The organism is Corynebacterium sp. CMW7794 (assembly GCF_001563605.1).
In the GTDB taxonomy this organism is placed as follows: domain Bacteria; phylum Actinomycetota; class Actinomycetes; order Mycobacteriales; family Mycobacteriaceae; genus Corynebacterium; species Corynebacterium phoceense.
In genome coordinates this window covers 1-20,205 of record NZ_KQ961781.1, presented here as the reverse complement: position 1 = coordinate 20,205, position 20,205 = coordinate 1, and the positions used below count along the sequence as shown (strand labels likewise).

Annotated in this window: 20 protein-coding genes; 14 read left to right on the top strand and 6 right to left on the bottom strand. The window is 65.1% G+C overall.

What is annotated here, in order from left to right; translation table 11 throughout:
• Nucleotides 1-17 precede the first annotated feature (17 nt).
• From HMPREF3227_RS12025 to mptB, 4 genes are all read right to left on the bottom strand, one after another.
• A complete protein-coding gene (locus HMPREF3227_RS12025) occupies nucleotides 18-953 on the bottom strand; it encodes a COX15/CtaA family protein (protein ID WP_082750362.1) in 936 nt (311 codons plus the stop codon).
• Nucleotides 954-1,119: 166 nt separating this feature from the next.
• On the bottom strand, nucleotides 1,120-1,902 hold the full coding sequence (locus HMPREF3227_RS12020) for an ABC transporter permease (RefSeq protein WP_066513338.1): 783 nt from the start codon (nucleotides 1,900-1,902) through the stop codon (nucleotides 1,120-1,122).
• Nucleotides 1,903-1,927: 25 nt separating this feature from the next.
• Nucleotides 1,928-2,851, bottom strand: a complete 924-nt coding sequence (locus HMPREF3227_RS12015) for an ABC transporter ATP-binding protein (RefSeq protein WP_066493325.1) — start codon at nucleotides 2,849-2,851, stop codon at nucleotides 1,928-1,930.
• A gap of 6 nt (nucleotides 2,852-2,857) precedes the next feature.
• Entirely contained in the window at nucleotides 2,858-4,645 is a 1,788-nt protein-coding gene (gene mptB, locus HMPREF3227_RS12010; protein WP_066493239.1) for a polyprenol phosphomannose-dependent alpha 1,6 mannosyltransferase MptB, read from the bottom strand.
• 232 nt (nucleotides 4,646-4,877) lie between these two features.
• Between mptB and HMPREF3227_RS12005 the strand changes: the two genes are divergently transcribed.
• The 13 genes from HMPREF3227_RS12005 to HMPREF3227_RS11940 all read left to right on the top strand — a co-directional run bounded on the left by HMPREF3227_RS12005 (nucleotide 4,878) and on the right by HMPREF3227_RS11940 (nucleotide 17,600).
• The gene (locus tag HMPREF3227_RS12005) at nucleotides 4,878-5,678 is read left to right on the top strand and encodes a helix-turn-helix transcriptional regulator (RefSeq protein WP_082723336.1); all 801 of its coding nucleotides are present in this window, start codon (nucleotides 4,878-4,880) and stop codon (nucleotides 5,676-5,678) included.
• A gap of 55 nt (nucleotides 5,679-5,733) precedes the next feature.
• On the top strand, nucleotides 5,734-7,140 hold the full coding sequence (sufB, locus tag HMPREF3227_RS12000; protein WP_141629215.1) for a Fe-S cluster assembly protein SufB: 1,407 nt from the start codon (nucleotides 5,734-5,736) through the stop codon (nucleotides 7,138-7,140).
• A gap of 3 nt (nucleotides 7,141-7,143) precedes the next feature.
• Entirely contained in the window at nucleotides 7,144-8,343 is a 1,200-nt protein-coding gene (gene sufD / locus HMPREF3227_RS11995) for a Fe-S cluster assembly protein SufD (protein WP_066513336.1), read from the top strand.
• Between the two features lie 53 nt (nucleotides 8,344-8,396).
• The gene (gene sufC, locus HMPREF3227_RS11990; RefSeq protein WP_066493245.1) at nucleotides 8,397-9,155 is read left to right on the top strand and encodes a Fe-S cluster assembly ATPase SufC; all 759 of its coding nucleotides are present in this window, start codon (nucleotides 8,397-8,399) and stop codon (nucleotides 9,153-9,155) included.
• Nucleotides 9,156-9,273: 118 nt separating this feature from the next.
• Nucleotides 9,274-10,542, top strand: coding sequence for a cysteine desulfurase (locus HMPREF3227_RS11985; protein ID WP_066513334.1), 1,269 nt, complete (start codon nucleotides 9,274-9,276; stop codon nucleotides 10,540-10,542).
• Between the two features lie 11 nt (nucleotides 10,543-10,553).
• Entirely contained in the window at nucleotides 10,554-11,012 is a 459-nt protein-coding gene (gene sufU, locus HMPREF3227_RS11980; RefSeq protein WP_066513331.1) for a Fe-S cluster assembly sulfur transfer protein SufU, read from the top strand.
• Nucleotides 11,009-11,419 carry a metal-sulfur cluster assembly factor gene (locus HMPREF3227_RS11975; RefSeq protein ID WP_066493253.1) on the top strand — a complete coding sequence of 137 codons (411 nt, stop codon included), beginning with the start codon at nucleotides 11,009-11,011 and terminating at the stop codon, nucleotides 11,417-11,419. Before sufU ends, HMPREF3227_RS11975 begins: the two co-directional genes overlap by 4 nt.
• A gap of 594 nt (nucleotides 11,420-12,013) precedes the next feature.
• Entirely contained in the window at nucleotides 12,014-13,645 is a 1,632-nt protein-coding gene (locus HMPREF3227_RS11965; protein ID WP_066513327.1) for an ABC-F family ATP-binding cassette domain-containing protein, read from the top strand.
• Nucleotides 13,645-14,586 (top strand): nucleoside hydrolase, encoded by a 942-nt coding sequence (locus HMPREF3227_RS11960; RefSeq protein ID WP_066493259.1) that lies wholly within the window; start codon nucleotides 13,645-13,647, stop codon nucleotides 14,584-14,586. The genes HMPREF3227_RS11965 and HMPREF3227_RS11960 overlap by 1 nt, the downstream gene beginning before the upstream one ends.
• A gap of 188 nt (nucleotides 14,587-14,774) precedes the next feature.
• Complete coding sequence (locus HMPREF3227_RS11955; RefSeq protein WP_066493261.1) at nucleotides 14,775-14,984, top strand: hypothetical protein; 210 nt, start codon at nucleotides 14,775-14,777, stop codon at nucleotides 14,982-14,984.
• A 99-nt stretch (nucleotides 14,985-15,083) separates the two neighbouring features.
• Nucleotides 15,084-15,845, top strand: coding sequence for a glycosyl transferase family 9 (locus HMPREF3227_RS11950; RefSeq protein ID WP_066493263.1), 762 nt, complete (start codon nucleotides 15,084-15,086; stop codon nucleotides 15,843-15,845).
• A gap of 4 nt (nucleotides 15,846-15,849) precedes the next feature.
• Nucleotides 15,850-16,530: a CbiQ family ECF transporter T component gene (locus HMPREF3227_RS11945; RefSeq protein WP_066493265.1), complete on the top strand. Its 681-nt coding sequence runs from the start codon at nucleotides 15,850-15,852 to the stop codon at nucleotides 16,528-16,530.
• Nucleotides 16,521-17,600 carry an ATP-binding cassette domain-containing protein gene (locus HMPREF3227_RS11940; protein WP_066513326.1) on the top strand — a complete coding sequence of 360 codons (1,080 nt, stop codon included), beginning with the start codon at nucleotides 16,521-16,523 and terminating at the stop codon, nucleotides 17,598-17,600. Before HMPREF3227_RS11945 ends, HMPREF3227_RS11940 begins: the two co-directional genes overlap by 10 nt.
• Nucleotides 17,601-17,655: 55 nt before the next feature.
• On the opposite strand, the gene HMPREF3227_RS11935 is transcribed toward HMPREF3227_RS11940, so the two are convergent.
• Both HMPREF3227_RS11935 and HMPREF3227_RS11930 read right to left on the bottom strand, forming a co-directional pair.
• Nucleotides 17,656-19,020: a PFL family protein gene (locus HMPREF3227_RS11935; RefSeq protein WP_066513322.1), complete on the bottom strand. Its 1,365-nt coding sequence runs from the start codon at nucleotides 19,018-19,020 to the stop codon at nucleotides 17,656-17,658.
• A 6-nt stretch (nucleotides 19,021-19,026) separates the two neighbouring features.
• Nucleotides 19,027-19,296 (bottom strand): ACT domain-containing protein, encoded by a 270-nt coding sequence (locus HMPREF3227_RS11930; RefSeq protein WP_066493272.1) that lies wholly within the window; start codon nucleotides 19,294-19,296, stop codon nucleotides 19,027-19,029.
• A gap of 53 nt (nucleotides 19,297-19,349) precedes the next feature.
• Between HMPREF3227_RS11930 and HMPREF3227_RS11925 the strand changes: the two genes are divergently transcribed.
• On the top strand, nucleotides 19,350-20,027 hold the full coding sequence (locus HMPREF3227_RS11925; RefSeq protein WP_066493275.1) for an NAD(P)H-binding protein: 678 nt from the start codon (nucleotides 19,350-19,352) through the stop codon (nucleotides 20,025-20,027).
• Nucleotides 20,028-20,205: the final 178 nt, after the last annotated feature.

The window sequence follows — 20,205 nt, the reverse complement described above, 5'->3', positions numbered from 1 at the left end:
ACTTAGGCTACCGAACCCTAGACACGTGCCGCTAGAGATTCGCGGCGCAGGGCATACTTTTCGTCACCGCGCGGTGAGCCGGTGATGAGATCCAGCGTGCCGTAGGAGCGGATCATGCCGTTCGACCACAGCAGTGCGGTAAAGGCAGTGACCACAGACGACATGGCGATGTGGACGGGGACGGTCCACCGCGGAATGCCGAGGCGGAACTGAATGACGCCGATGGCCCACTGAATCACAATCGCCAGGATGAGCACCAGGCCCGCCTTCTTCGCCACCTGTGGTGCGCGGTGGCGGTAGAGCATGATGACGGTGACCACGGTGAGAATGAGGTAGATGTACATGCAGAACGCGTGCGTGAGTGCCATCCACTCGGTGTCGACCTCGAGGCGGCCTTCCATGCCCACGCCGTCGTCGCCGGAGTGGACGCCCGAGCCGGTGACCATCGTGCCCGTGATGAGGACGACGGACAGTGCAACGGTGGCGACGACGGCCAGCGAGCGGATGAACTGCGGGAAGGTGTGCTCCGGGGTGCCGTCATCCGGCTGGAGGATACGGTTGTAGAGCATCGCGGCGAGCCAGACGAGGACCATGGACGGCAGGAAGTGGAGCGCCACGGCCCACCAACGCAGGTCGAGGTGGACGGAGATGCCACCGATGATCGCTTGCAGCACGATACCGGCTACGTTGAGCCAGGCGTAGACCTTGAGCTCGGTGCGGCGGCAGGCCATGTACATGGCGATGACAGCGGCGGCAGCAGCCGCGGCGTCGACGAAGGTGAGGAGGCGGTTGCCGAACTCGATGGCCTGGTGAATGGCAGGCGCCGCGCCCTGCACGGGCACGAGAGAGCCTTGTTGGCAATTGGGCCACGTATCGCAGCCCAGGCCGGATCCGGTGACGCGGACGATGGAACCGCTCACTGTGATCCCGCCCTGGCACAGCAGCAGGATCATCGCGATAACGCGCTGCTGGTGCAAGGTGGGCACGGCCTCGCGGAAGAAGAGACGAATACGTTCAGAGATGTTCACGATTCTTGAGGTTACCTTTCTTTACGGAACTTCCCGTAACAATTAGGGCCGTACCGGACCTATTCAAGATAAAAGTCACATTCAGCAGGTTTTAGCCGTCGAACCGGAACCATTTCACCGCGATAGCCGACGCGGCGACCGCCCAACCCACGAGGACGAGGATCTGGAAGAGCGGAATCTCGCCGCGGAAGGCGTCAGTGAGCCCGCCGGCGAGTGCCACGGTGGGCACGAGCGTGAGTACGCCGTTGTGGCCCAGGCCCGTAGAGTACATGGCCCAGCCCACGACGCCGAGCAGCAGGAACCAGACGAGGTTGGCGAGAGCGAGGACGAGCTCGCTCGACATCGTGCCGCCTAGGATGAGGCCGAGCGCGGTAAACGCCGCGACGCCGAAGACGAGCGTGACGGCCGCGAGCAGCACGCCGCCCGGTGAGGTGCGAAAGCCCACGAGATAAGCCGTCAGGCCCAGCACGACCACTTGGACAAGGACCATCGAGGCCACGCCGATGATCTTGCCGCCGATGATGGCCCACGCGGGCACGCCTGAGGCGCCGGTGCGCTTGAGCGCGCCGTAGCGGCGGTCGAAGGCGAGCGAGATGGCCTGGCCCGTAAAGCCCGCCGAGGTCGCCGCGACGGCGAGGACCATGGGGAAGAGCTCGTCGAGTCCGTTGGCCTGGGCGCTGCCGGGCAGCGAGACAGCGTCGCCGAGACGCGCGCCGCCGATGAGCAGCATGATGGGGATGACGATGCTGAGCAGCTGTTGCTCACCGTGGCGCAGCAAGAGTTTCGACTCGATGGCGCCCTGCGCCTTGAGGATGGCGCCCACGCCGGCGCGCTGGGGCGCTGGCGTGAAGGTGCCGGGTTGATATGTCGTCATGGTGTCTCCAAAACTTGAACGTGAGTTAGCTGCGCAGTTCGCGGCCGGTGAGTTCGAGGAAGACGTCCTCGAGCGTTGCGTGTGCCGCGTCGAGGCGGCGCAGGAGCACGCCCTGGTCGGCGAGTGCGGCGGTGAGGGCGGCGATGGTGGCAGGAGTGGGGGCATCGGCAAGCGCGTAGTGCAAGGGGCGCTGCGCGACGGCCTTGACTGGAAGTGCGGCGAGGTCAACCTCGCAATCGGTCTCAAAGGTGAGCTGCGCGCCGCGGTTGTCGTCCATGAGCTCCGCGGGGGTACCCTCAGCGACCTTGCGGCCATGGTCGATGATGATGACGCGGTCCGCGAGGGCCTCGGCCTCGTCCATGAGGTGGGTGGTGAGTACGACGGTCACGCCGTCGCGCTTGAGAGCGCGAATGAGTTCCCACACCGCGAGGCGCGACTGCGCGTCCATGCCGGCGGTGGGCTCGTCGAGAAAGACGAGCTCGGGGCGGCCGATGAGCGCGAGCGCGAGTGAGAGGCGCTGCTGCTGGCCGCCGGAGAGGCGCCGGTAGGTATTCTTCGCCACGCCTTCGAGCCCGAGAACCTCGATGAGCCAGTCCGGGTCAAGCGGGTTGCGGGAATAGCGCGCGGTTAGTTCAAGCATCTCGCGGACGCGAATGCCGGAGTAGGAGCCGCCGCCTTGGAGCATGATGCCGATGCGCTCGCGGACGCCGTCCGGATTCGTCGCTGGGTCAAGGCCCAGCACGCGGATGGAGCCCGAGGTGGGGGCGGCAAAGCCCTCGCACATTTCGATGGTCGTCGTCTTGCCGGCGCCATTGGGACCGAGGAAGCACAGCAGCTCGCCGCGGCTCACGTGGAAGCTCAGGCCGTCGACGGCGCGGGTGGCGCCGAAAGCCTTGACCACAGAGTCGACGATGAGCGCTGCCTCGTGTCCGTCAAAAGTTGTATTCACGGACACTCAGTCTAAGTCATGAAGCCCCGCGCGACGCAAAAGAAGCGCCCATGTCCCAGCAACAACCGCGAAGGCGCCCAGCGCTGCAAGGTAGATGACGAGCACCGTGCCCGGCGGCAGGCCCAAGCCGCGGGGCAGCACGAAGAAGCTCATGGGCACCGAATACGCCACGACGATGGTGCGAAAGAAATGGCGGTTTGCCCACGCTGCCAGGGGAAAGACAGCCCACAGGATGTACCAGGGGTGCACGACGGGAAAGAGTGCGACGAGGACGGCGGTGGCCACGCCAAGGCCGCCCACGGGATGGATGGCGCCGCGGTACGTGGCCCAGAGCATGCGGAGCATAAACGCGCCAGCGAGCAACACGCCGGCCGCGCGCGTGACAGACAGGATGGCGTCCGTGTGGTCGCCCAGGCCCAGGAGCATGCCCAGGAAGCCGGTGATGACGCCGATGTCCGTGGAGATGGAAATCCAGGAACGAATGGTCGCAGCGCCACCTTGACCGGTGACCCAGCCGAGGCCGATCCCCGTGATGGCCGAGACCGCGAGAATGGATGCAGCCAGGGTCACGACCTGGACCGCGACCGCGGTCGCGAGTGCCCGGGCCGTCGAGTAGCCGCGGCGCAGGGCGAGGCAGCGCGCAAGCGCCATGCCCGTAAAACCGAGCCCAATAAAACCGGTGACCTTGACCATGCCCGCGCAGCTTATGAGCACGCCCGAGGCGATAAGCCAGCCCAGCCAGCGCCAGTCACCCAGGCGGCCCAGCTTATCGATGCCCCGTAACGCCAGCTCGACGCCCACGAGGACGAGGCCCAAGAGGATGGACTCGTTGTGGATGCCGCCCACGAGATGGAGGATGGCGAGCGGATTGAGGACGCCGAGCCAGAGGGCGGCGGCGGGGGAGACGCGGCAGCGGCGGGCGAGGCGTCCCGTGGCCCAGCCCGCGGCGACGATGCCTGCAAGCGAGAGGAGGCGGTGCGCGATGACCCCGGCCATAATCGAGTCGTGGGTGAGTACGCTGATGGCAGCCGCGAGCCCGAGCGAGACCGGCCCATAGGGCGAGGGAGAGTTGGCCCAGATGAAGGGCACAGAGCGCGCGAGCCGGTTATCCGCGCCCAGGATCTCCACCGGACCGCCTGCGTATGGGTCGAGCCCCTGGTGAACGATGGACCCGTTGGCGAGGTACGAGTAAATGTCCTGTGTAAACAACGGTGCAGTGAAAATGAGCGGGACGACCCAGCCGGCCCACGTGCGCCACATCTGACCTTCGGTGACGAGCCGTTGTACACGGCGCGGCGTGGCGGGACGCACGAGGTACCAACCCCGCGGGTCCTTCTCGCTCGCGCGCCAGCGGTAGCGCGGCAGATGGATCCGGTGGCCTACAAACGGCGCCATGCCTACCCATGCCACGACGAGCAGGCCGATCCCGACGAAGACGAGCGCCGAGGAACTCTGCAACAGCCGCGACATGAGCGCGCCCGAGGGCACGTTATCGTACGGATTGCCCACCACGGGCAAAGCGCCGGCACCCAGGCCGCCGAATGCAATGAGCAGGGAGCCTGCCGTACCCATCCAGCGCAGCGCAAAGAAGCGGCGCAGCTGATTGATGGTGGAGCGCTCCGTCACGGGGGCATCGACAGGCAGGAGGTCGAAGCGCGCGTCAGACTCGGTTCCGGTGGCGCCGTCTGCATGGAGCAGCGCCGAACGCGAGCCCGGGGCGCCGAGGCGCGGAAGAGCGTCGCGCAGGGCCGACGTATCCGTCGTGCTCGCGTGGTCCGCGTTGTTCTCCTTCACCCGCCCTACTTTAGCGGGCAGGCCGACTTGGGCCCGAATACCGGTCGACACGGGGAATGGGGGCACCAACGACACGCCGTCGAGCAGCCCTGGTGGCATTTGGGAATGAATTAGGGAACACTAGTGTTGTCTAAAGGCGTAAAGCCCCTTTGGACTTCTCAGAATGAGGATTCTCTATTCATGTCGGCGCCGCGCTACACGGCGCCACAACCAGCAGGAGGTGGACGAGGAGATGACCCGCTCCGTTTCGGCGAGCAGCAACGCCTCGAAGACAACTGCTACGCGCGGCACGCGCTCCACGCGCACCGCACGCGCAGAAAAGAAACACGCGCAGCCGTCCCGCGAGGCAGACGTGCAGAAAGAAACCCGGTCGACGGAGGGGGACACCCGCCGCCAGATTATGCTTCTCATGCTCAAAGACGGTCCTGTGACGGCATCCCACCTGGGAAAGAAGCTTGGGCTTTCCGCCGCCGGCGTGCGCCGGCATCTAGACATTCTGGTGGAAGACGGCCTTACCGAAATCGTCCATCGCCCCGGCAAGCTCGGGTCCGGTGGGCGTGGACGTCCGGCCAAACACTTCCGCCTCACGGATCAGGGCCGTGCCCATTTCGGCCACGCCTACGATGAGCTGGCTTCCGATGCCCTCGACGCGCTGCGCGCCGTGGGCGGACCCGAGGCCGTCAAGCTCTTCGCCAAGGCGCGCTTCCAGCGTCTTCTCGACGACGTCGCTCCGTTGACGGACGCCGGCGAGGACGTGGAAGACACCGCCCGCAAGCTGGCCGAGGCGCTCGATGCCCACGGTTATGCCGCGACGGTGACGAACGCGGGTCACGGCATCCAGATCTGCCAGCACCATTGCCCGGTCGTGCACGTCGCGGCGGAGCACCCGGAGCTGTGCGAGGCGGAGCAGGAAGTCTTTTCCGCCCTATTAGGCACACACGTGCAGCCCTTGGCCTCTATTGCGGACGGTCACGGCATCTGCACCACGAATATCCCCGTAAATATCCCCCTGACAGTAATCGATAAAAAGTAAGTGAAAGGAGCGGGCTGTGACTCAAACACAACCGGCACCGGGGCTTGAAACCAAGATGAGTGATGACGAGATCATCTCCTCCATCGGTGGTTACGACTACGGCTGGCATGACTCGGACGAGGCTGGCCAGGCCGCACACCGCGGCCTGAGCGAAGACGTCGTCCGTGACATCTCGGCGAAGAAGAACGAGCCGGAATGGATGCTGGAGTCCCGTCTCAAGGCGCTGCGCATCTTTAACAAGAAGCCGGTCCCGACCTGGGGCCCCGATCTTTCGGACATCGACTTCGACAACATTAAGTACTTCGTTCGCTCCACCGAGAAGCAGGCGCAGACCTGGGACGATCTCCCGTCTGACATTAAGGAAACCTACGACAAGCTGGGTATTCCGGACGCAGAAAAGAAGCGTCTCGTCTCCGGCGTCGCCGCACAGTACGAGTCCGAGGTTGTCTACCACAAGATCCGCGAGGATCTTGAGGCCCAGGGCGTTATCTTCGTCGATACCGATACCGCCGTGCGCGAGTACCCGGAAATCCTCCAAGAGTACTTCGGCACCGTTATCCCGGCCGGCGACAACAAGTTCTCCGCCCTGAACAACGCCTGCTGGTCCGGCGGCTCTTTCGTCTACGTCCCCAAGGGCGTGCACGTGGACATCCCGCTCCAGGCCTACTTCCGCATCAACACCGAAAACATGGGTCAGTTTGAGCGCACCCTCATCATCGTCGAAGAGGACGCGTACGTGCACTACATCGAGGGCTGCACCGCCCCGATTTATAACTCGGACTCCCTGCACACCGGTGTCATCGAGATCGTGGTGAAGAAGGGCGGACGCTGCCGCTACACCACCATTCAGAACTGGTCCACCAACGTCTACAACCTCGTGACCCAGCGCGCCAAGGTCGAAGAGGGCGGCACCATGGAATGGGTCGACGGCAACATCGGCTCCAAGGTCACCATGAAGTACCCGTCCGTGTGGATGACCGGCGAGCACGCCAAAGGCGAAGTCCTCTCCCTGGCGTTCGCAGGTGAAGGCCAGGTGCAAGACACCGGCTCCAAGATGGTTCACATGGCACCGCGCACGTCGTCCAACATCATTTCTAAGTCCGTGGCCCGCAACGGTGGCCGCGCCGCCTACCGCGGCCTGGTCCAGGTCAACACGAACGCGTACCACTCCACGGCCAACGTCGAGTGTGACGCCCTGCTCGTGGATAACACCTCGCGTTCGGACACGTACCCGTACAACGACATCCGCAACGAGTACGTCACGCTCGGCCACGAGGCAACGGTCTCCCAGGTCTCTGAGGAGCAGCTGTTCTACCTCATGTCCCGCGGCCTCGAGGAAGAGGAAGCCATGGCGATGATCGTCCGCGGCTTCGTCGAGCCGATTGCCAAGGAGCTCCCGATGGAATACGCCCTCGAGCTCAACCGCCTTATTGAACTGCAGATGGAAGGATCGGTGGGCTAGACAGTGGTCGCCTCCAACGAATTCAACCCGGCTGACGTCACGAAGGGCGATCAGTTTACTTCCTTCAACGTCGAGGACTTCCCGGTCCCGCACGGCCGCGACGAGGTCTGGCGCTTTATCGCGCTGCGCAAGCTCCGCGGCCTGCACAACGGCCAGTTCGCCCCGGTTGTCGCGCAGAAGATTCAGGTCACCACGCCGGCTGGCGTCTCCACGGAGAGGCTTGAGCCTTCCGATGCCCGCTTGGGCACTGCCGGTGCCCCCGCCGACCGTGTCGCGGCGCAGGCATGGACCTCCATGCCCGAGGCTCAGCTTGTGACCATCGACGCTGAGGCCACCCCGGCCGAGCCGGTGGAAGTCACCATCACGGGTGCTGGCGAGGGAGTGACCTCCTTTGGCGCGACCTCCATCCAGGTCGGCCACCACGCGCAGGCCACCGTCGTGCTCAAGTACGTTGGCTCCGGCACGCACGCGGATAACGTCGAGTTCATCCTCGGTGATGGCGCAAACGTCACCGTCGTCGTCGACGCGGACTGGGAAGATGACGCGGTCCACCTCGGCCACCAGGTGGTCAAGCTCGGCCGCGACGCCGTCTTCCGCCACAACACTGCGGTCTTCGGCGGCGAGATCGTCCGTCTCGTCCCGCGCGTCGTCTTCGACGCCCCGGGTGCCGATGCCGAAATGCTCGGCGTCTACTTCGCGGACTCCGGCCAGTACTTCGAGAACCGCCTGCTCGTGGACCACGACGTGCCGAACTGCCGTTCCCGTGTGTTCTACAAGGGCGCGCTCCAGGGTGTCGCCGGCCAGGACGACGCGAACCCCGTCGCCGCGATGGGCGCCTCGAACCGCAACGAAGCTCGCACTTGCTGGGTGGGCGACGTGCTCATCCGTTCGTCTGCCACGAACACCGACACCTACGAGACCAATAACAACCTCATCCTCACCGAGGGCGCGCGTGCAGACGCCATCCCGAACTTGGAGATCCAGACCGGCGAGATCGTCGGTGCCGGCCACGCCGCCACCGTCGGCCGCTTCGACGACCTCGAGCTGTTCTACCTTATGTCTCGCGGTATTCCGGAGGCTGAGGCCCGCCGCCTCATCATCCACGGCTTCTTCTCCGAGGTCATCGGCCGCATTCCGGTCGAGTCCCTCCGCGAGGACCTCGAGGCTCGCGTCGTTGCTGAGCTTGCCAAGATCAACGCCTAAAACACCCCGCGTCACGCACCCACACGCCTTTTAGCGAAAGCAGGAAAACTTATATGTCTACCCTGGAAATCAAAGACCTCCACGCGCAGGTCGTTCCGTCCGATGAGAATGAGACTCCCAAGGAGATTCTCAAGGGCGTCAACCTCACCATTAACTCCGGCGAGACCCACGCCGTCATGGGCCCCAACGGCTCCGGCAAGTCCACGCTGTCCTACGTCATCGCTGGTCACCCCAAGTACGAGGTCACCTCCGGCGAGATCCTCCTCGACGGCGAGAACGTCCTCGAGATGTCCGTCGACGAGCGTGCTCGCGCCGGCCTCTTCCTCGCTATGCAGTACCCGACCGAGGTCCCCGGCGTGAAGATGGCACAGTTCATGCGCTCCGCCGTCTCCGCCGTCCGCGGCGAGGCCCCGAAGCTTCGTGAGTGGAACAAGGAGCTCACCTCCGCCCGCGAGAAGCTCGACATCGATAAGTCGTTTGCACACCGTTCCGTCAACGAGGGCTTCTCTGGCGGCGAGAAGAAGCGCCACGAGGTCATGCAGCTCGACCTGCTCAAGCCGAAGTTCGCCATCATGGACGAGACCGACTCCGGCCTTGACGTCGACGCCCTGCGCATCGTCTCCGAGGGCATTAACCGCTACCAGGAGGAGACCGGCGGCGGCATTCTCATGATTACGCACTACAAGCGCATCCTCAACTATGTGAAGCCGGACTTTGTCCACGTCTTCGCCAACGGCCACATCATCACGACGGGCGGTGCCGAACTGGCAGACCAGCTTGAAGCTGAGGGCTACGAGAAGTTCATCAAGTAGCACCCGCGCCCGGCCCGCCAGGACCATTCCCGGCGGGCCTTCGCGTCCCACCGCCGCATGGCGGCATAACCGAATATTTAGACACAAACTTAGACGTGATTTTCAACAAGGAGGTGTCATGTCTGACCTAGACGTGACCGCCATCCGGGAACAGTTCCCGATCCTCTCGCGCACCGTGCGCGAGGATAAGCCCTTGGTCTACCTCGACTCGGGTGCCACCTCGCAGCGCCCGCTGTCGGTGTGGAAGGCTGAGGAGAACTTTGTCCTCCATACCAACGCTCCCGTGCACCGCGGCTCGTACCAGCTCGCGGAGGAAGCCACGGATGCCTACGAGACCGCGCGCGAGAACATCGCGAAGTTCGTCGGCGCCGACGGCGACGAGATCGCCTTTACCAAGAACGCCACCGAGGCCCTCAACGAGGTCGCCTTCGTGCTTGGCGATAAGCGTGCGGGCGACCTCTACGTCGGCGAAGGCGACACCATCGTCATCACCGAGGTCGAGCACCACGCGAACCTAGTGCCCTGGCAGGAGCTCGCCGCCCGGACTGGCGCGACCCTTAAGTGGTACTCGGCGACCGCCGATGGCCGCATTGATCTCGACTCGCTCGAGCTCGACGACTCTGTCAAGGTTGTCGCGTTTACCCACCAGTCGAACGTTACCGGAGCCCAAGCTCCCGTCGAGGAGCTCGTTCGCCGCGCCCACGCCGTGGGTGCCATGGTGGTCCTCGACGCGTGCCAGTCCGTGCCGCACATGCCGGTCGACTTTCACGCGCTCGACGTCGACTTCGCTGCGTTCTCCGGCCACAAGATGTGCGGCCCGTCCGGCGTCGGCGTCCTGTACGGCAAGCGCGAACTGTTGGATCAGCTCCCGCCCTTCCTCACCGGTGGCTCCATGATTCAGATCGTGAAGATGGAAGGCACCACCTTCGCCGAGCCGCCGCAGCGCTTCGAGGCCGGCACCCAGATGACCTCGCAGGTCGTCGGCCTCGGCGCCGCCGTCGAGTTCCTCAGTGAGATCGGAATGGACAAGATCCATGCACACGAGCAGGAATTCACCGCCTACGCGCTTGAGGAGCTGCAGAAGATTCCGGGCCTGCGCATCTACGGCCCGACCACCCCGGAAAACCGCGGTTCCGCCGTGTCCTTCAGCGTAGAGGGCATCCACCCGCACGACCTCGGCCAGGTCCTCGACGATCAGGGCGTGTGCGTGCGCACCGGCCACCACTGCGCGTGGCCTGTGCACCGCGCTCTCGACGCTCAGTCGACGACCCGCGCGAGCTTCTACCTGTACAACACCCGCGAGGAAGTGGACGCGCTCGTCGCGGCCATCCACTACGCACGTAAGTTCTTCCGCGTCGATGGCGTCGACGAAGACGACGCAAAGTAGGGAAGTGCACCATGAACCTTGATTCCATGTACCAGGACGTCATCCTGGATCATTACAAGCACCCGCATCATGCTGGCCTGCGCGACCCGTTCCAGGCCGAGGTGCACCACGTCAACCCGTCCTGTGGCGACGAGCTCACCCTCCGCGTGCAGCTCTCGGACGACGGCACGACCGTCGAGGACGTTTCGTACCACGGCGAAGGCTGCTCCATCTCGCAAGCCTCCACGTCCGTCATGGCAGAAGAAGTCATCGGCCTGCCCGTTGAGGAAGCCATGAAGAAACTCGAGGACTTCGACCACATGGTCACCTCGCGTGGCGAGTACGAAGGCGACGAGGACCTCATCGGCGACGGCATTGCCTTTGCCGGCGTGGCGAAATATGCAGCCCGTGTGAAATGCGCACTCCTCGGCTGGAAGGCCTTCCAGGCCGCCACTGCGGACGCCCTCAACGAACTGGAGAATAAACAATGAGCGACGAACTCATCGATCCGTACCAGAACGAAAGCTCGAACTTTGACGGCGGCGGCCAGCGCCCGCCGCAGACCGAGGAACAGATTTCCAAGGCCTTCGACGTCACCGAATATATGCGTGACGTCATCGACCCCGAGCTCGGCATCAACGTGGTCGATCTCGGCCTCGTCTACGACCTCTGGTTCGAAGAGGTCGACGGCAAGGAGACTGTCATGATCAATATGACGCTCACGTCGCCAGCTTGCCCGCTCACGGACGTCATCGGCGAACAGGTCGAAGACGCCGTGGTCGGCAACAAGCTGGCCGAAGCCGTCCAGATTAACTGGGTCTGGATGCCGCCGTGGGGCCCGAACATGATCACCGAGGAGGGCCGCGAAATGCTCCAGGCCCTCGGCTTCGCGGTCTAAGCCGTCCGAACGCACCAACTCGCACTTGCGCACCTACGCGTGAGCGCGGGTCGTCGCGTATCGGGGGCCTCACCGCGCCGCTTTTCGAACCGGAAGAAGTAGTCATCGATGCTGTGGAGGAGGGGAGTTTCGCGCTTCTCGCAGTCCTCGCGATGACCGTCAGCCGGCGCGTGAGGTTCCGGATGGTGCGGGTTGTAGAACTCGACGATGTGAAACCCCAGGCGGTTGACGTAGAAGTGGACGTTCCGCTTATCCACATACGGCGACTTCCGGGAAGCGTTCCTCGATTCCCCGATTATGATGCGCGGCCGCGACGGCCAGGCTCGTCGATAGGGCCGACGGCATCTTCGAGTCCTCGTTGAAAGGCTTCGTGTCCCGCCGTCGTGAACACATCCTGTTCATCGGCAGCGATGGGACGCAGCGCACTAGGCAGATTGGGGGACGCGCATGTCCAAAGGGAAACGTCTGTGTCTACTCGGTGCCAGCCGGCGGTGGGCCGCCGTGCCGCTGTGCGCGATAGCCGCACAATATAGCTGTGCTAGCGAGTTGGTGGCGAGTTCCACCTAGAAATCCGGGTTGATAGACTGGCTCCTTGTGATTGTGACCAATGATTTCGAAGTGCGCGTCGGCGCCCGTACCCTGCTCGACGCCCCGGGCCAGCACCTACGCGTCCAGCCTGGGGATCGTATCGGCCTGGTCGGCCGCAACGGAGCGGGCAAGACGACGACCATGCGCATCCTGGCAGGGGAGACGGAGCCCTACGGCGGCTCCGTGACCCGCTCGGGCCCCATTGGTTACCTCCCGCAGGACTCCCGCGAGGGCAATATCGAGCAGACCGCGCGCGAGCGCGTGCTCTCCGCCCGCGGCCTCGACGACATCAAACGCCGCATGGCCAAGCAACAGGAGATCATGGAAACCGCCACGGACGATAAGCACCGTGACAAGGCCATCCGCAAGTTCTCCCGCCTCGAGGAGGAGTACCACGGCCTCGGCGGTTACGAAGCTGACGCGGAGTGCGCACAGATCTGCGACAATCTAGGCCTGCCGCAGCGCATCCTCGACCAGCAGTTAAAGACCCTGTCAGGCGGCCAACGCCGTCGCGTGGAGCTGGCGCAGATTTTGTTCGCGGCATCGTCAGGCGAAGGCAAGTCCCAGACCACCTTGCTCCTTGACGAGCCCACCAACCACCTGGACGCGGACTCGATCACGTGGCTGCGCGGCTTCCTCGCTAAGCACGAGGGCGGGCTCGTCATGATTTCCCACGATGTCGAGCTGCTCGAAGCCGTTGTGAACAAGGTGTGGTTCCTCGACGCCGTGCGCGGCGAGGCGGACGTCTACAACATGGGCTTTAAGAAGTACCTCGACGCCCGCGCCACGGACGAGGCCCGCCGTCGCCGCGAGCGCGCCAACGCGGAGAAGAAGGCCTCGGCCTTGAAAAAGCAGGCCGCCAAGCTGGGTGCCAAGGCCACGAAGGCCGCCGCCGCCAAGCAGATGCTCGCGCGCGCCGACCGCATGATGAACCAGCTTGACGACGTCCGCGTCGCCGACAAGGTCGCGCACATCGAATTCCCGGAGCCGGCGCCCTGCGGCAAAACCCCTATGAACGCGCACGGGCTCACCAAGATGTACGGCTCCCTCGAGGTGTTCGCGGGCGTCGATCTCGCTATCGACAAGGGCTCCCGCGTCGTCGTGCTCGGCTATAACGGTGCCGGAAAGACCACGCTGCTCAAACTCCTCGCGGGCGTCGAGCGCACGGACGGCGAGGGCGGCATTGTTACGGGCCACGGCCTGCGCATTGGCTACTTCGCGCAGGAACACGACACCATCGACCCGGACAAGACGGTGTGGGAAAACACCATCGAGGCCTGCCCCGACGCCGGCCAGCAGGACCTGCGCGGCTTGCTCGGCGCATTCATGTTCTCCGGCGACAAGCTGGAACAGCCCGCAGGCACGCTCTCCGGCGGTGAGAAAACGCGTCTGGCCCTGGCCACGCTCGTGTCGTCCCGTGCCAACGTGCTGCTCCTCGACGAGCCCACCAATAACCTCGACCCGCAATCGCGCGAACAGGTCCTCGAGGCGCTGGGCACCTACACCGGCGCCGTCGTCCTTGTCACCCACGACCCGGGCGCGGTCAAAGCCCTCAAGCCTGAGCGCGTCATCATCATGCCCGACGGCGACGAGGACCTGTGGAACGATGAGTACATGGAGATCGTGGAGCTCGCCTAATGCAGCGCGTTCTTCTCGACTGTGACCCGGGCATCGACGACACCCTCGCGTTGGCCTACCTCGCCGCGCTCCATCACGTCGGCGAGATTGAGCTCGTGGGCGTGACCACGTCTGCTGGCAATGTGAGCGTGGGGGAGACCGCGCGCAACGCCGCGTGGGCGTTGGAAACTCTCGGCCTCAGCCAAGTCCCCGTTGCTCCCGGCCAGCCCAGCCCCCTCGCCGTCCCGCTTGTCACGACGCCGGAGACCCACGGCCCGCACGGCGTGGGCTATCTCTCGCCGCCGGACTCCTATGAGTTTGCAGCGGATTGGCGGGCCATCTGGAGGCGTGCGCAAGCAGTCGGCGCGCACCTCATTATCACGGGGCCGCTTACGAACGCCGCGACGTGGGCCGCCGGCCGCAGCTTCGACGACTTCGCGTCGCTCACCGTCATGGGCGGCGCCGTGAACTACCGCGGCAACACGACGCCCACGGCGGAGTGGAATTTCCATGTGGATCCGCACGCAGCCGCGCGCTTCTTTGAGAAACTAGGGCACTCCGGCCACCTAGCCACGCTGTGTTCGCTCGAGGTCACCGAACAATTCCTCATAGACTCGCCGCGTCTCGACAAACTCATTGACGTCCTAGGCGACGCGCCCATCGCGACCGTCCTGCCCGAACTGCTGCGTTTCTACTTCGAATTCCACGAGGCCCAAGGCGAGGGCTACCAAGCCCAGATTCACGATCTCCTCACGACGATGATCGCGCTCGACCGCATCACCTTCGACGCCGTCGATACCACCATCGCCGTCGAGGCCGACTCGCCGCTCCTGCGTGGCACCTCCGTCGCCGACCTCCGCAGTCACTGGGACGCCCCGCACAACGCCCGTCTGGTCACGGCCGCCGACATCGACGCCGCCCACACCGAACTTCTCCGCGCAGCCCGTTTCCTCGCCGAGTAGCGGGTGTTAGGGTCGGGGAGTCCACCCCTTTCTGCGAAAGACCATGGCCATCGGGCTTCCCGAGCTGTTCTGCATCATCCTCTTCGGCAGGAAAAGTCTGGAAGGCGCTTGACCTGTACATCGCGGACACGTCGCAGACGCTAGACTAAGCCACGTCTCTGAAGACTCTGACCGCGAAAGGAGGTGTGATGGCGCAAAAGAAAGACCGCTCCATGTGGAAGATGAACCCCGAGCAACTCCAGGAGCATCTTGTCCTGCGTGCCCGCGCAACACGGATACCGGACAAGAAGAAGCTCAACTCCAAGAAGGCCTGCCGCCAGCACAACCAGCGGCAGGCCTTCGGCCTTTCTCGTCACCCCCGCGTGCCTCAAGTTTGTGCCACCGCGCTCGCGTCGTAAACTATGGGCTGTTTGCACGCCGCGTCCGAGGTGACATAGGAACGCGCACGTGCTCCATTCGTGTGCCGCGCCCCGCGCGGCCGACCTCTTAAGGAACACATGTCACAACTCTCGCTTACTCCCGCGCGCCGGACGCTCGTCGTTATCGGCGGCTTGCTCGTTCTCTTCACCTGGCTGTACCTCGTCCTCGCCCGACCCACCGATTGGGAATCCGTGGCGGGCTCGAGCTCCGCACTCATTACGCTCGGCGGCTACGTCGGAGGCGCCATCCTGCTCCTCGCTGGTTCCCTGCCGTCGCTGCCCGCACGCACCATCGCCGTCATCCCCGTCGCGCTCGTGCTCAACATCGTAGTCGGCGAGATCGTCGGCACCATCGGCCTGCCGCTCTACCTCGACTCCGTGGGCACGGTCCTCGTCTCCGCGCTCGCCGGCCCCATTGCGGGCCTGGCTACCGGCACGCTCTCGTCCGTCGTCTGGGGCCTCATTAACCCCGCGGCCCTCCCATTCGCCGCAGGCGCCGCCGCCACCGGTTGGCTCGCCGGGTTGGCCGTCAAGTCTGGCGCGTTCAAGCACTGGTGGTCTGTCATCGTCTCCGGCGCCATCATTGGCATTATCACCGGCGCCATCGCCGCCCCCGTCGCGGCCTTCGTCTACGGCGGCACCGCCGGCGTAGGTACCGGCGCCGTGGTCTCGCTCTTCCGCGAGCTCGGCAATTCGCTGCTCGCCTCGGTGACCATGCAGTCCTTCATCTCGGATCCGCTGGATAAGGCCATCGTCTTCCTCATCGTCTGGGCCGCACTCAAGGCCCTGCCCAAGCGCACGCTGGCCTCCCTGCGCCCCCAGCCTGCCGATGCCGCCTAACCCCATGTCCCCACACCCCGCCACCGTCTTGCTCGCCGCCGCGTGCGGCTGGTTCCTCGTGGTGGCGGTTAATACGCCGCTATCCTCGGCGCTTATCCTTTCCCTCTCACTCGTGCTCGGCACCTGGGCTGCGCGCTCGGTCGCCGTCATCGCCACGACGCTGGCGCTTACCGTGCCGGCGGCGCTGTCCATGGTGCTCATCCACGCCCCCTACGGCGAGCACCGCATCGCACCCCTCCTCACCAGCGATGGCCTGGCGCTCGCAGGCTCGCTGTCCCTGCGCTTCGCCGCCCTTATGGGCTGCGTCCTCGCCGCGGCCGCCGCGCTGTCTGTCTCCGAGGTCTCCAAGTGGATGCAGGTCTCTCGCGTCGGATATAAGGCCGCCTACGTCGTCGGTGCGTCCCTGCAGTCCCTGCCGCAGGGCCGCCAGGCCATGTCCGCAGTCCGCGACGCCAATCGCCTCGCCGGTGTGAAGATCGGCCTGCGCAACGTCGGTCCGCGCGTCATCATCCCGGTCATCGCGCGACTGCTCACGCAGGGCGCCCAGCGAGGCCACGCTCTCGCCGCCATCGGCTTCGACGAGCCCGGCCCGCGCACCCTCCTTCAACCGGTCCCAGACTCTGCAGCACAACGCGCGCTGCGCTGCTTCCTCGTTCTCGCTACGGTGGTTATCGCATGGTTCTAGAACCCATTCCCGGCGAGGTCACGACCGTCACGGTCGGTTTCGACGAAAACGCCGACGAGGTCGCCCACCAGCTCGCGACGCAGTGGGGCGTCGACACCGTCATCGGCGCCGACGCCTCTGCCCACGTCTCGCTCCTGCGCGCCACCGTCCGCGAAGAACTCGCCCTGGCCCTCGAGCACCGCGGAACCCCGCGCGCCGAGATGGCCGCACGCGTCGATGACATGCTCGCCGCCGTCGGTCTCACCGAGCTGGCCGAACGCGACCCGGCCCGGCTCTCCGGCGGCCAGACCCGCCGCCTTGTTTGCGCGGCCGTCGCCATCGCACATCCCAAGGTGCTTATCGTCGTCGAGCCCTACGCCGGCCTCGATCCCAACTCGCGCGCCCAAGTCGAACTGTTGCTCCACGGGCTGGGGGAGACCGCCGTCGTCCTCGTCCAGGCGGACACCCGTTCCACCCGACCCGACCTCACGCCCGTCGCGCCCGGCGACGGATTCACCCTCGGGCCGCTCAGCGCCACCCGCGGCACGCAGCGCCGACGCTGGTGGAAGCTCAAAGCCCCCGAGCACGCCGAGTTTGCCGTCGGCCCCGTCACCATCCCGGTGCAGCATGGCGGTGTCACGTGGCTGCGCGGTGGCAACGGCTCGGGCAAGACGACGCTTCTGCGCGCCGCCGCGGGACTCGACGGCCACGAGCCCGCGCACTCCTCGCTCGGCATGGCCCTTCAATCGCCCATGGACCAGGCGATTACCCCAACGCTCGCGCAGCTCGTGGGCGACGCCGCGCTCACCGCAGAGCTAGGGCTTCCGCCGGACGAGCATCCCCTCGACGCGTCGGCCTCGCAGTTGCGCGTAGCCCAGGTCGCGGCCACCGTAGCGCAGGGCCGCGAAGTCGTGGTCTTCGACGAGCCCGACACGCTTGCCGATGCCACCGGCCGCACCGCCCTGCACTCTCTCCTGCACCGCGCGCTCAGCGCCGGCTCCGCGCTTATCATCACGTGCCATGACCCAGCATTCGTCGCAGAGATCACGGCCTATGCCACGGTGCGCGAGTGCAGCATCAACACCGTGTGACCGTCCTTGGGCTCGCGCTGGGCTGCGGCGGCGGGGAGAAGGGGGCATCGGCAAGCTAGTTGCGGAAACCGTGGACCGGGGCAGGGATGAAGCCGCCGCGGTGAATGAAGGTGGAATTGCCCACCTGGTTGACCGGAATGACCGGGGCGTAGCCGAGGAGTCCGCCGAAGTTGACTTCGTCGCCGGGCTGCGTACCCGGAACCGGGATGACGCGCACGGCGGTCGTCTTATGGTTCATGACGCCGATGGCTGCCTCATCCGCAATCATGCCGGCGATAAGCTCGGCCGAGGTGTCGCCCGGGATCGCAATCATGTCGAGGCCCACCGAGCAGATGGCCGTCATGGCCTCGAGCTTCTCGATTTTCATGCTGCCGGAGCGCACGGCGTCGATCATGCCCTTGTCTTCAGAGACCGGGATGAAGGAGCCGGAGAGGCCACCTACGCGGGAGCAGGCCATCATGCCGCCCTTCTTCACCGCGTCGTTGAGCAGCGCGAGCGCCGCGGTGGTGCCGTGCGTGCCGACCTGGTCCAGGCCCATGTGTTCGAGAATGTGCGCTACCGAGTCGCCGAGCTCGGCGGTGGGGGCAAGCGAGAGGTCGATGATGCCGAACGGCACGCCGAGACGCTCCGCCGCGAGGTTGCCCACGAGCTGGCCGGCGCGGGTGATCTTAAAGGCGGCCTTTTTGATTTCCTCGGCGACTTGGTCGAGGGTGGCGCCCTCGAGCGAGCCGAGCGCGCGGTCGACGACGCCAGGGCCGGAGACACCGACGGAGACGACGCAATCCGGCTCCTCGATGCCGTGGAAGGCGCCGGCCATAAACGGGTTATCGCCTACGGAGTTGGCGAAGACGACGAGCTTCGCGCACGCGATGGCGGAATCGTCCTTGGTAAGCTCCGCGGACTCCTTGATAATCTCGCCGAGACGCTTGGCGGCGTTCATATTGATGCCGGCGCGCGACGACGCGATATTGACCGACGAGCAGACGACGTCCGTGTTGGCGAGGGCCTCCGGGATGGAGTTGATGAGACGCTTGTCCGCAGTGGTCGCGCCCTTCTCGACGAGGGCGGAGTAGCCGCCGACGAAATTGACGCCGACTTCCTTGGCCGCCTTGTCGAGCGCCTTGGCGGCCTCAACCGGGCTGCCGTCCACGCCGGCGGTGACGAGCGCGATGGGCGTGATGGAGATGCGCTTGTTGACGATGGGGATGCCAAGCTCGGCCTCGATGCCTTCGCACACCTCGACGAGGCGGGAAGCCTGGCGGGTGACGTGGTCGTAGATGGCCTGCGCGGTCTCCGCCATGGTGGAACGCGCGCAGCTGAGCAGGGAGATGCCCATGGTCACGGTGCGGATATCGAGACGGTACTTGTCGATCATCTCGATGGTGTCGATGACACCGGAGGTATTAAAACGTGTCGACATGGCTGCTTAGACCTCGTGCATAGCGGTGAAGATGGCCTCGGATTGCAGGCGAATGGCCTGGCCGGTGGCCTCGGCGACCGGAGCCATGTGCGTCTGGAGGTCCGCGATGGTCGTTTCCTTCTCGTCGAACTCGACGCGCAGGATCATGGTGAAGAAACCCGACATGAGGGTCTGCGAGACGTCGACGACGTTGACGTTCTTCTCCGCGATCGCGGTGGTGACGGCGGCGATAATGCCGGTGGAGTCTGCACCGGTGACAGTCATGATGGCATACATGTCTGTGTATTCTATACGGCTGCGCTCCTACGTCGGTGGTACGGTGGGGCGGCATGCCTTCTACTACTAAAACTGTCATGTACATCGGCGGCCACGGCAAGATCGGGCTACTTTCCACACCGAAGCTCGTCTCCGCGGGTCACACCGTGCGCTCGCTCGTGCGCAAGAAAGAATACTTCGACGAGCTGCGGGAGTTGGGGGCGCAGCCGGTACTCGGCGACATTACTTCGCTGACGCAGACGGACTGGGAGAAGCTCTTCGACGGCGTCGACGTCGTGGTCTGGGGCGCCGGCAACGGCGGCCGCGGCGGCGCTGAGCTGACCACCGCCGTGGACCGCGATGGTGCGCTCACCGTCATCGACGCCTTGGAGGCTCTCGCCGCCTCGGACCGCGCTGTCCCTAAGTTGGTCATGATTTCCTACATCGGGGCGACTCAGAATTCCCCGTCGCTGGAGGGCAACTCCTGGGACGCCTACGTTTCGGCGAAGAAGACTGTCGATGCCCGCCTTAACATCTCTTCGCTCGACTACCTCATTCTCGGCCCCTCCGCGCTCACCGAGGAACCCGCCGGCGGCCTAAAGGTCGTGCCGGACGAGGCTTCCGGCGCCAAGGACACGCACACCTCGCGCGAGCTTGTCGCCGACGTCGTCACGGAGGTCGTTTCCCGCGACTCATTCCCGGAGTCGCCGCTGGCGTTCATTGACGGCTCCGACTCCGTCGCGTCCATCTAGATCCGTATCCGCCCGGCGGTCTTCTGCAGGCCGCCGGGCCGTAGTTTTTCCGCCCACCATGAGGGTGCCTCGCGCGGGCGCGCCATAGTACCGAATCCGCACCACAACGCAAGTTTTTCTCAGGAAAGCCTGTGGATGACCTTTTCGGTTGCACACTATAGTTGGCGATTTCGGGCAG

What these genes read in the sequence shown, in the direction of transcription:
- HMPREF3227_RS12025 (WP_082750362.1), bottom strand. Translation starts at nt 953, where the DNA reads ATGATCCTGCTGCTGTGCCAGGGCGGGATCACAGTGAGCGGTTCCATC.
- HMPREF3227_RS12020 (WP_066513338.1), bottom strand. Translation starts at nt 1,902, where the DNA reads ATGACGACATATCAACCCGGCACCTTCACGCCAGCGCCCCAGCGCGCC.
- HMPREF3227_RS12005 (WP_082723336.1), top strand. Translation starts at nt 4,878, where the DNA reads ATGACCCGCTCCGTTTCGGCGAGCAGCAACGCCTCGAAGACAACTGCT.
- sufB (WP_141629215.1), top strand. Translation starts at nt 5,734, where the DNA reads ATGAGTGATGACGAGATCATCTCCTCCATCGGTGGTTACGACTACGGC.
- sufC (WP_066493245.1), top strand. Translation starts at nt 8,397, where the DNA reads ATGTCTACCCTGGAAATCAAAGACCTCCACGCGCAGGTCGTTCCGTCC.
- HMPREF3227_RS11985 (WP_066513334.1), top strand. Translation starts at nt 9,274, where the DNA reads ATGTCTGACCTAGACGTGACCGCCATCCGGGAACAGTTCCCGATCCTC.
- sufU (WP_066513331.1), top strand. Translation starts at nt 10,554, where the DNA reads ATGAACCTTGATTCCATGTACCAGGACGTCATCCTGGATCATTACAAG.
- HMPREF3227_RS11975 (WP_066493253.1), top strand. Translation starts at nt 11,009, where the DNA reads ATGAGCGACGAACTCATCGATCCGTACCAGAACGAAAGCTCGAACTTT.
- HMPREF3227_RS11960 (WP_066493259.1), top strand. Translation starts at nt 13,645, where the DNA reads ATGCAGCGCGTTCTTCTCGACTGTGACCCGGGCATCGACGACACCCTC.
- HMPREF3227_RS11955 (WP_066493261.1), top strand. Translation starts at nt 14,775, where the DNA reads ATGGCGCAAAAGAAAGACCGCTCCATGTGGAAGATGAACCCCGAGCAA.
- HMPREF3227_RS11950 (WP_066493263.1), top strand. Translation starts at nt 15,084, where the DNA reads ATGTCACAACTCTCGCTTACTCCCGCGCGCCGGACGCTCGTCGTTATC.
- HMPREF3227_RS11945 (WP_066493265.1), top strand. Translation starts at nt 15,850, where the DNA reads ATGTCCCCACACCCCGCCACCGTCTTGCTCGCCGCCGCGTGCGGCTGG.
- HMPREF3227_RS11940 (WP_066513326.1), top strand. Translation starts at nt 16,521, where the DNA reads ATGGTTCTAGAACCCATTCCCGGCGAGGTCACGACCGTCACGGTCGGT.
- HMPREF3227_RS11935 (WP_066513322.1), bottom strand. Translation starts at nt 19,020, where the DNA reads ATGTCGACACGTTTTAATACCTCCGGTGTCATCGACACCATCGAGATG.
- HMPREF3227_RS11930 (WP_066493272.1), bottom strand. Translation starts at nt 19,296, where the DNA reads ATGTATGCCATCATGACTGTCACCGGTGCAGACTCCACCGGCATTATC.
- HMPREF3227_RS11925 (WP_066493275.1), top strand. Translation starts at nt 19,350, where the DNA reads ATGCCTTCTACTACTAAAACTGTCATGTACATCGGCGGCCACGGCAAG.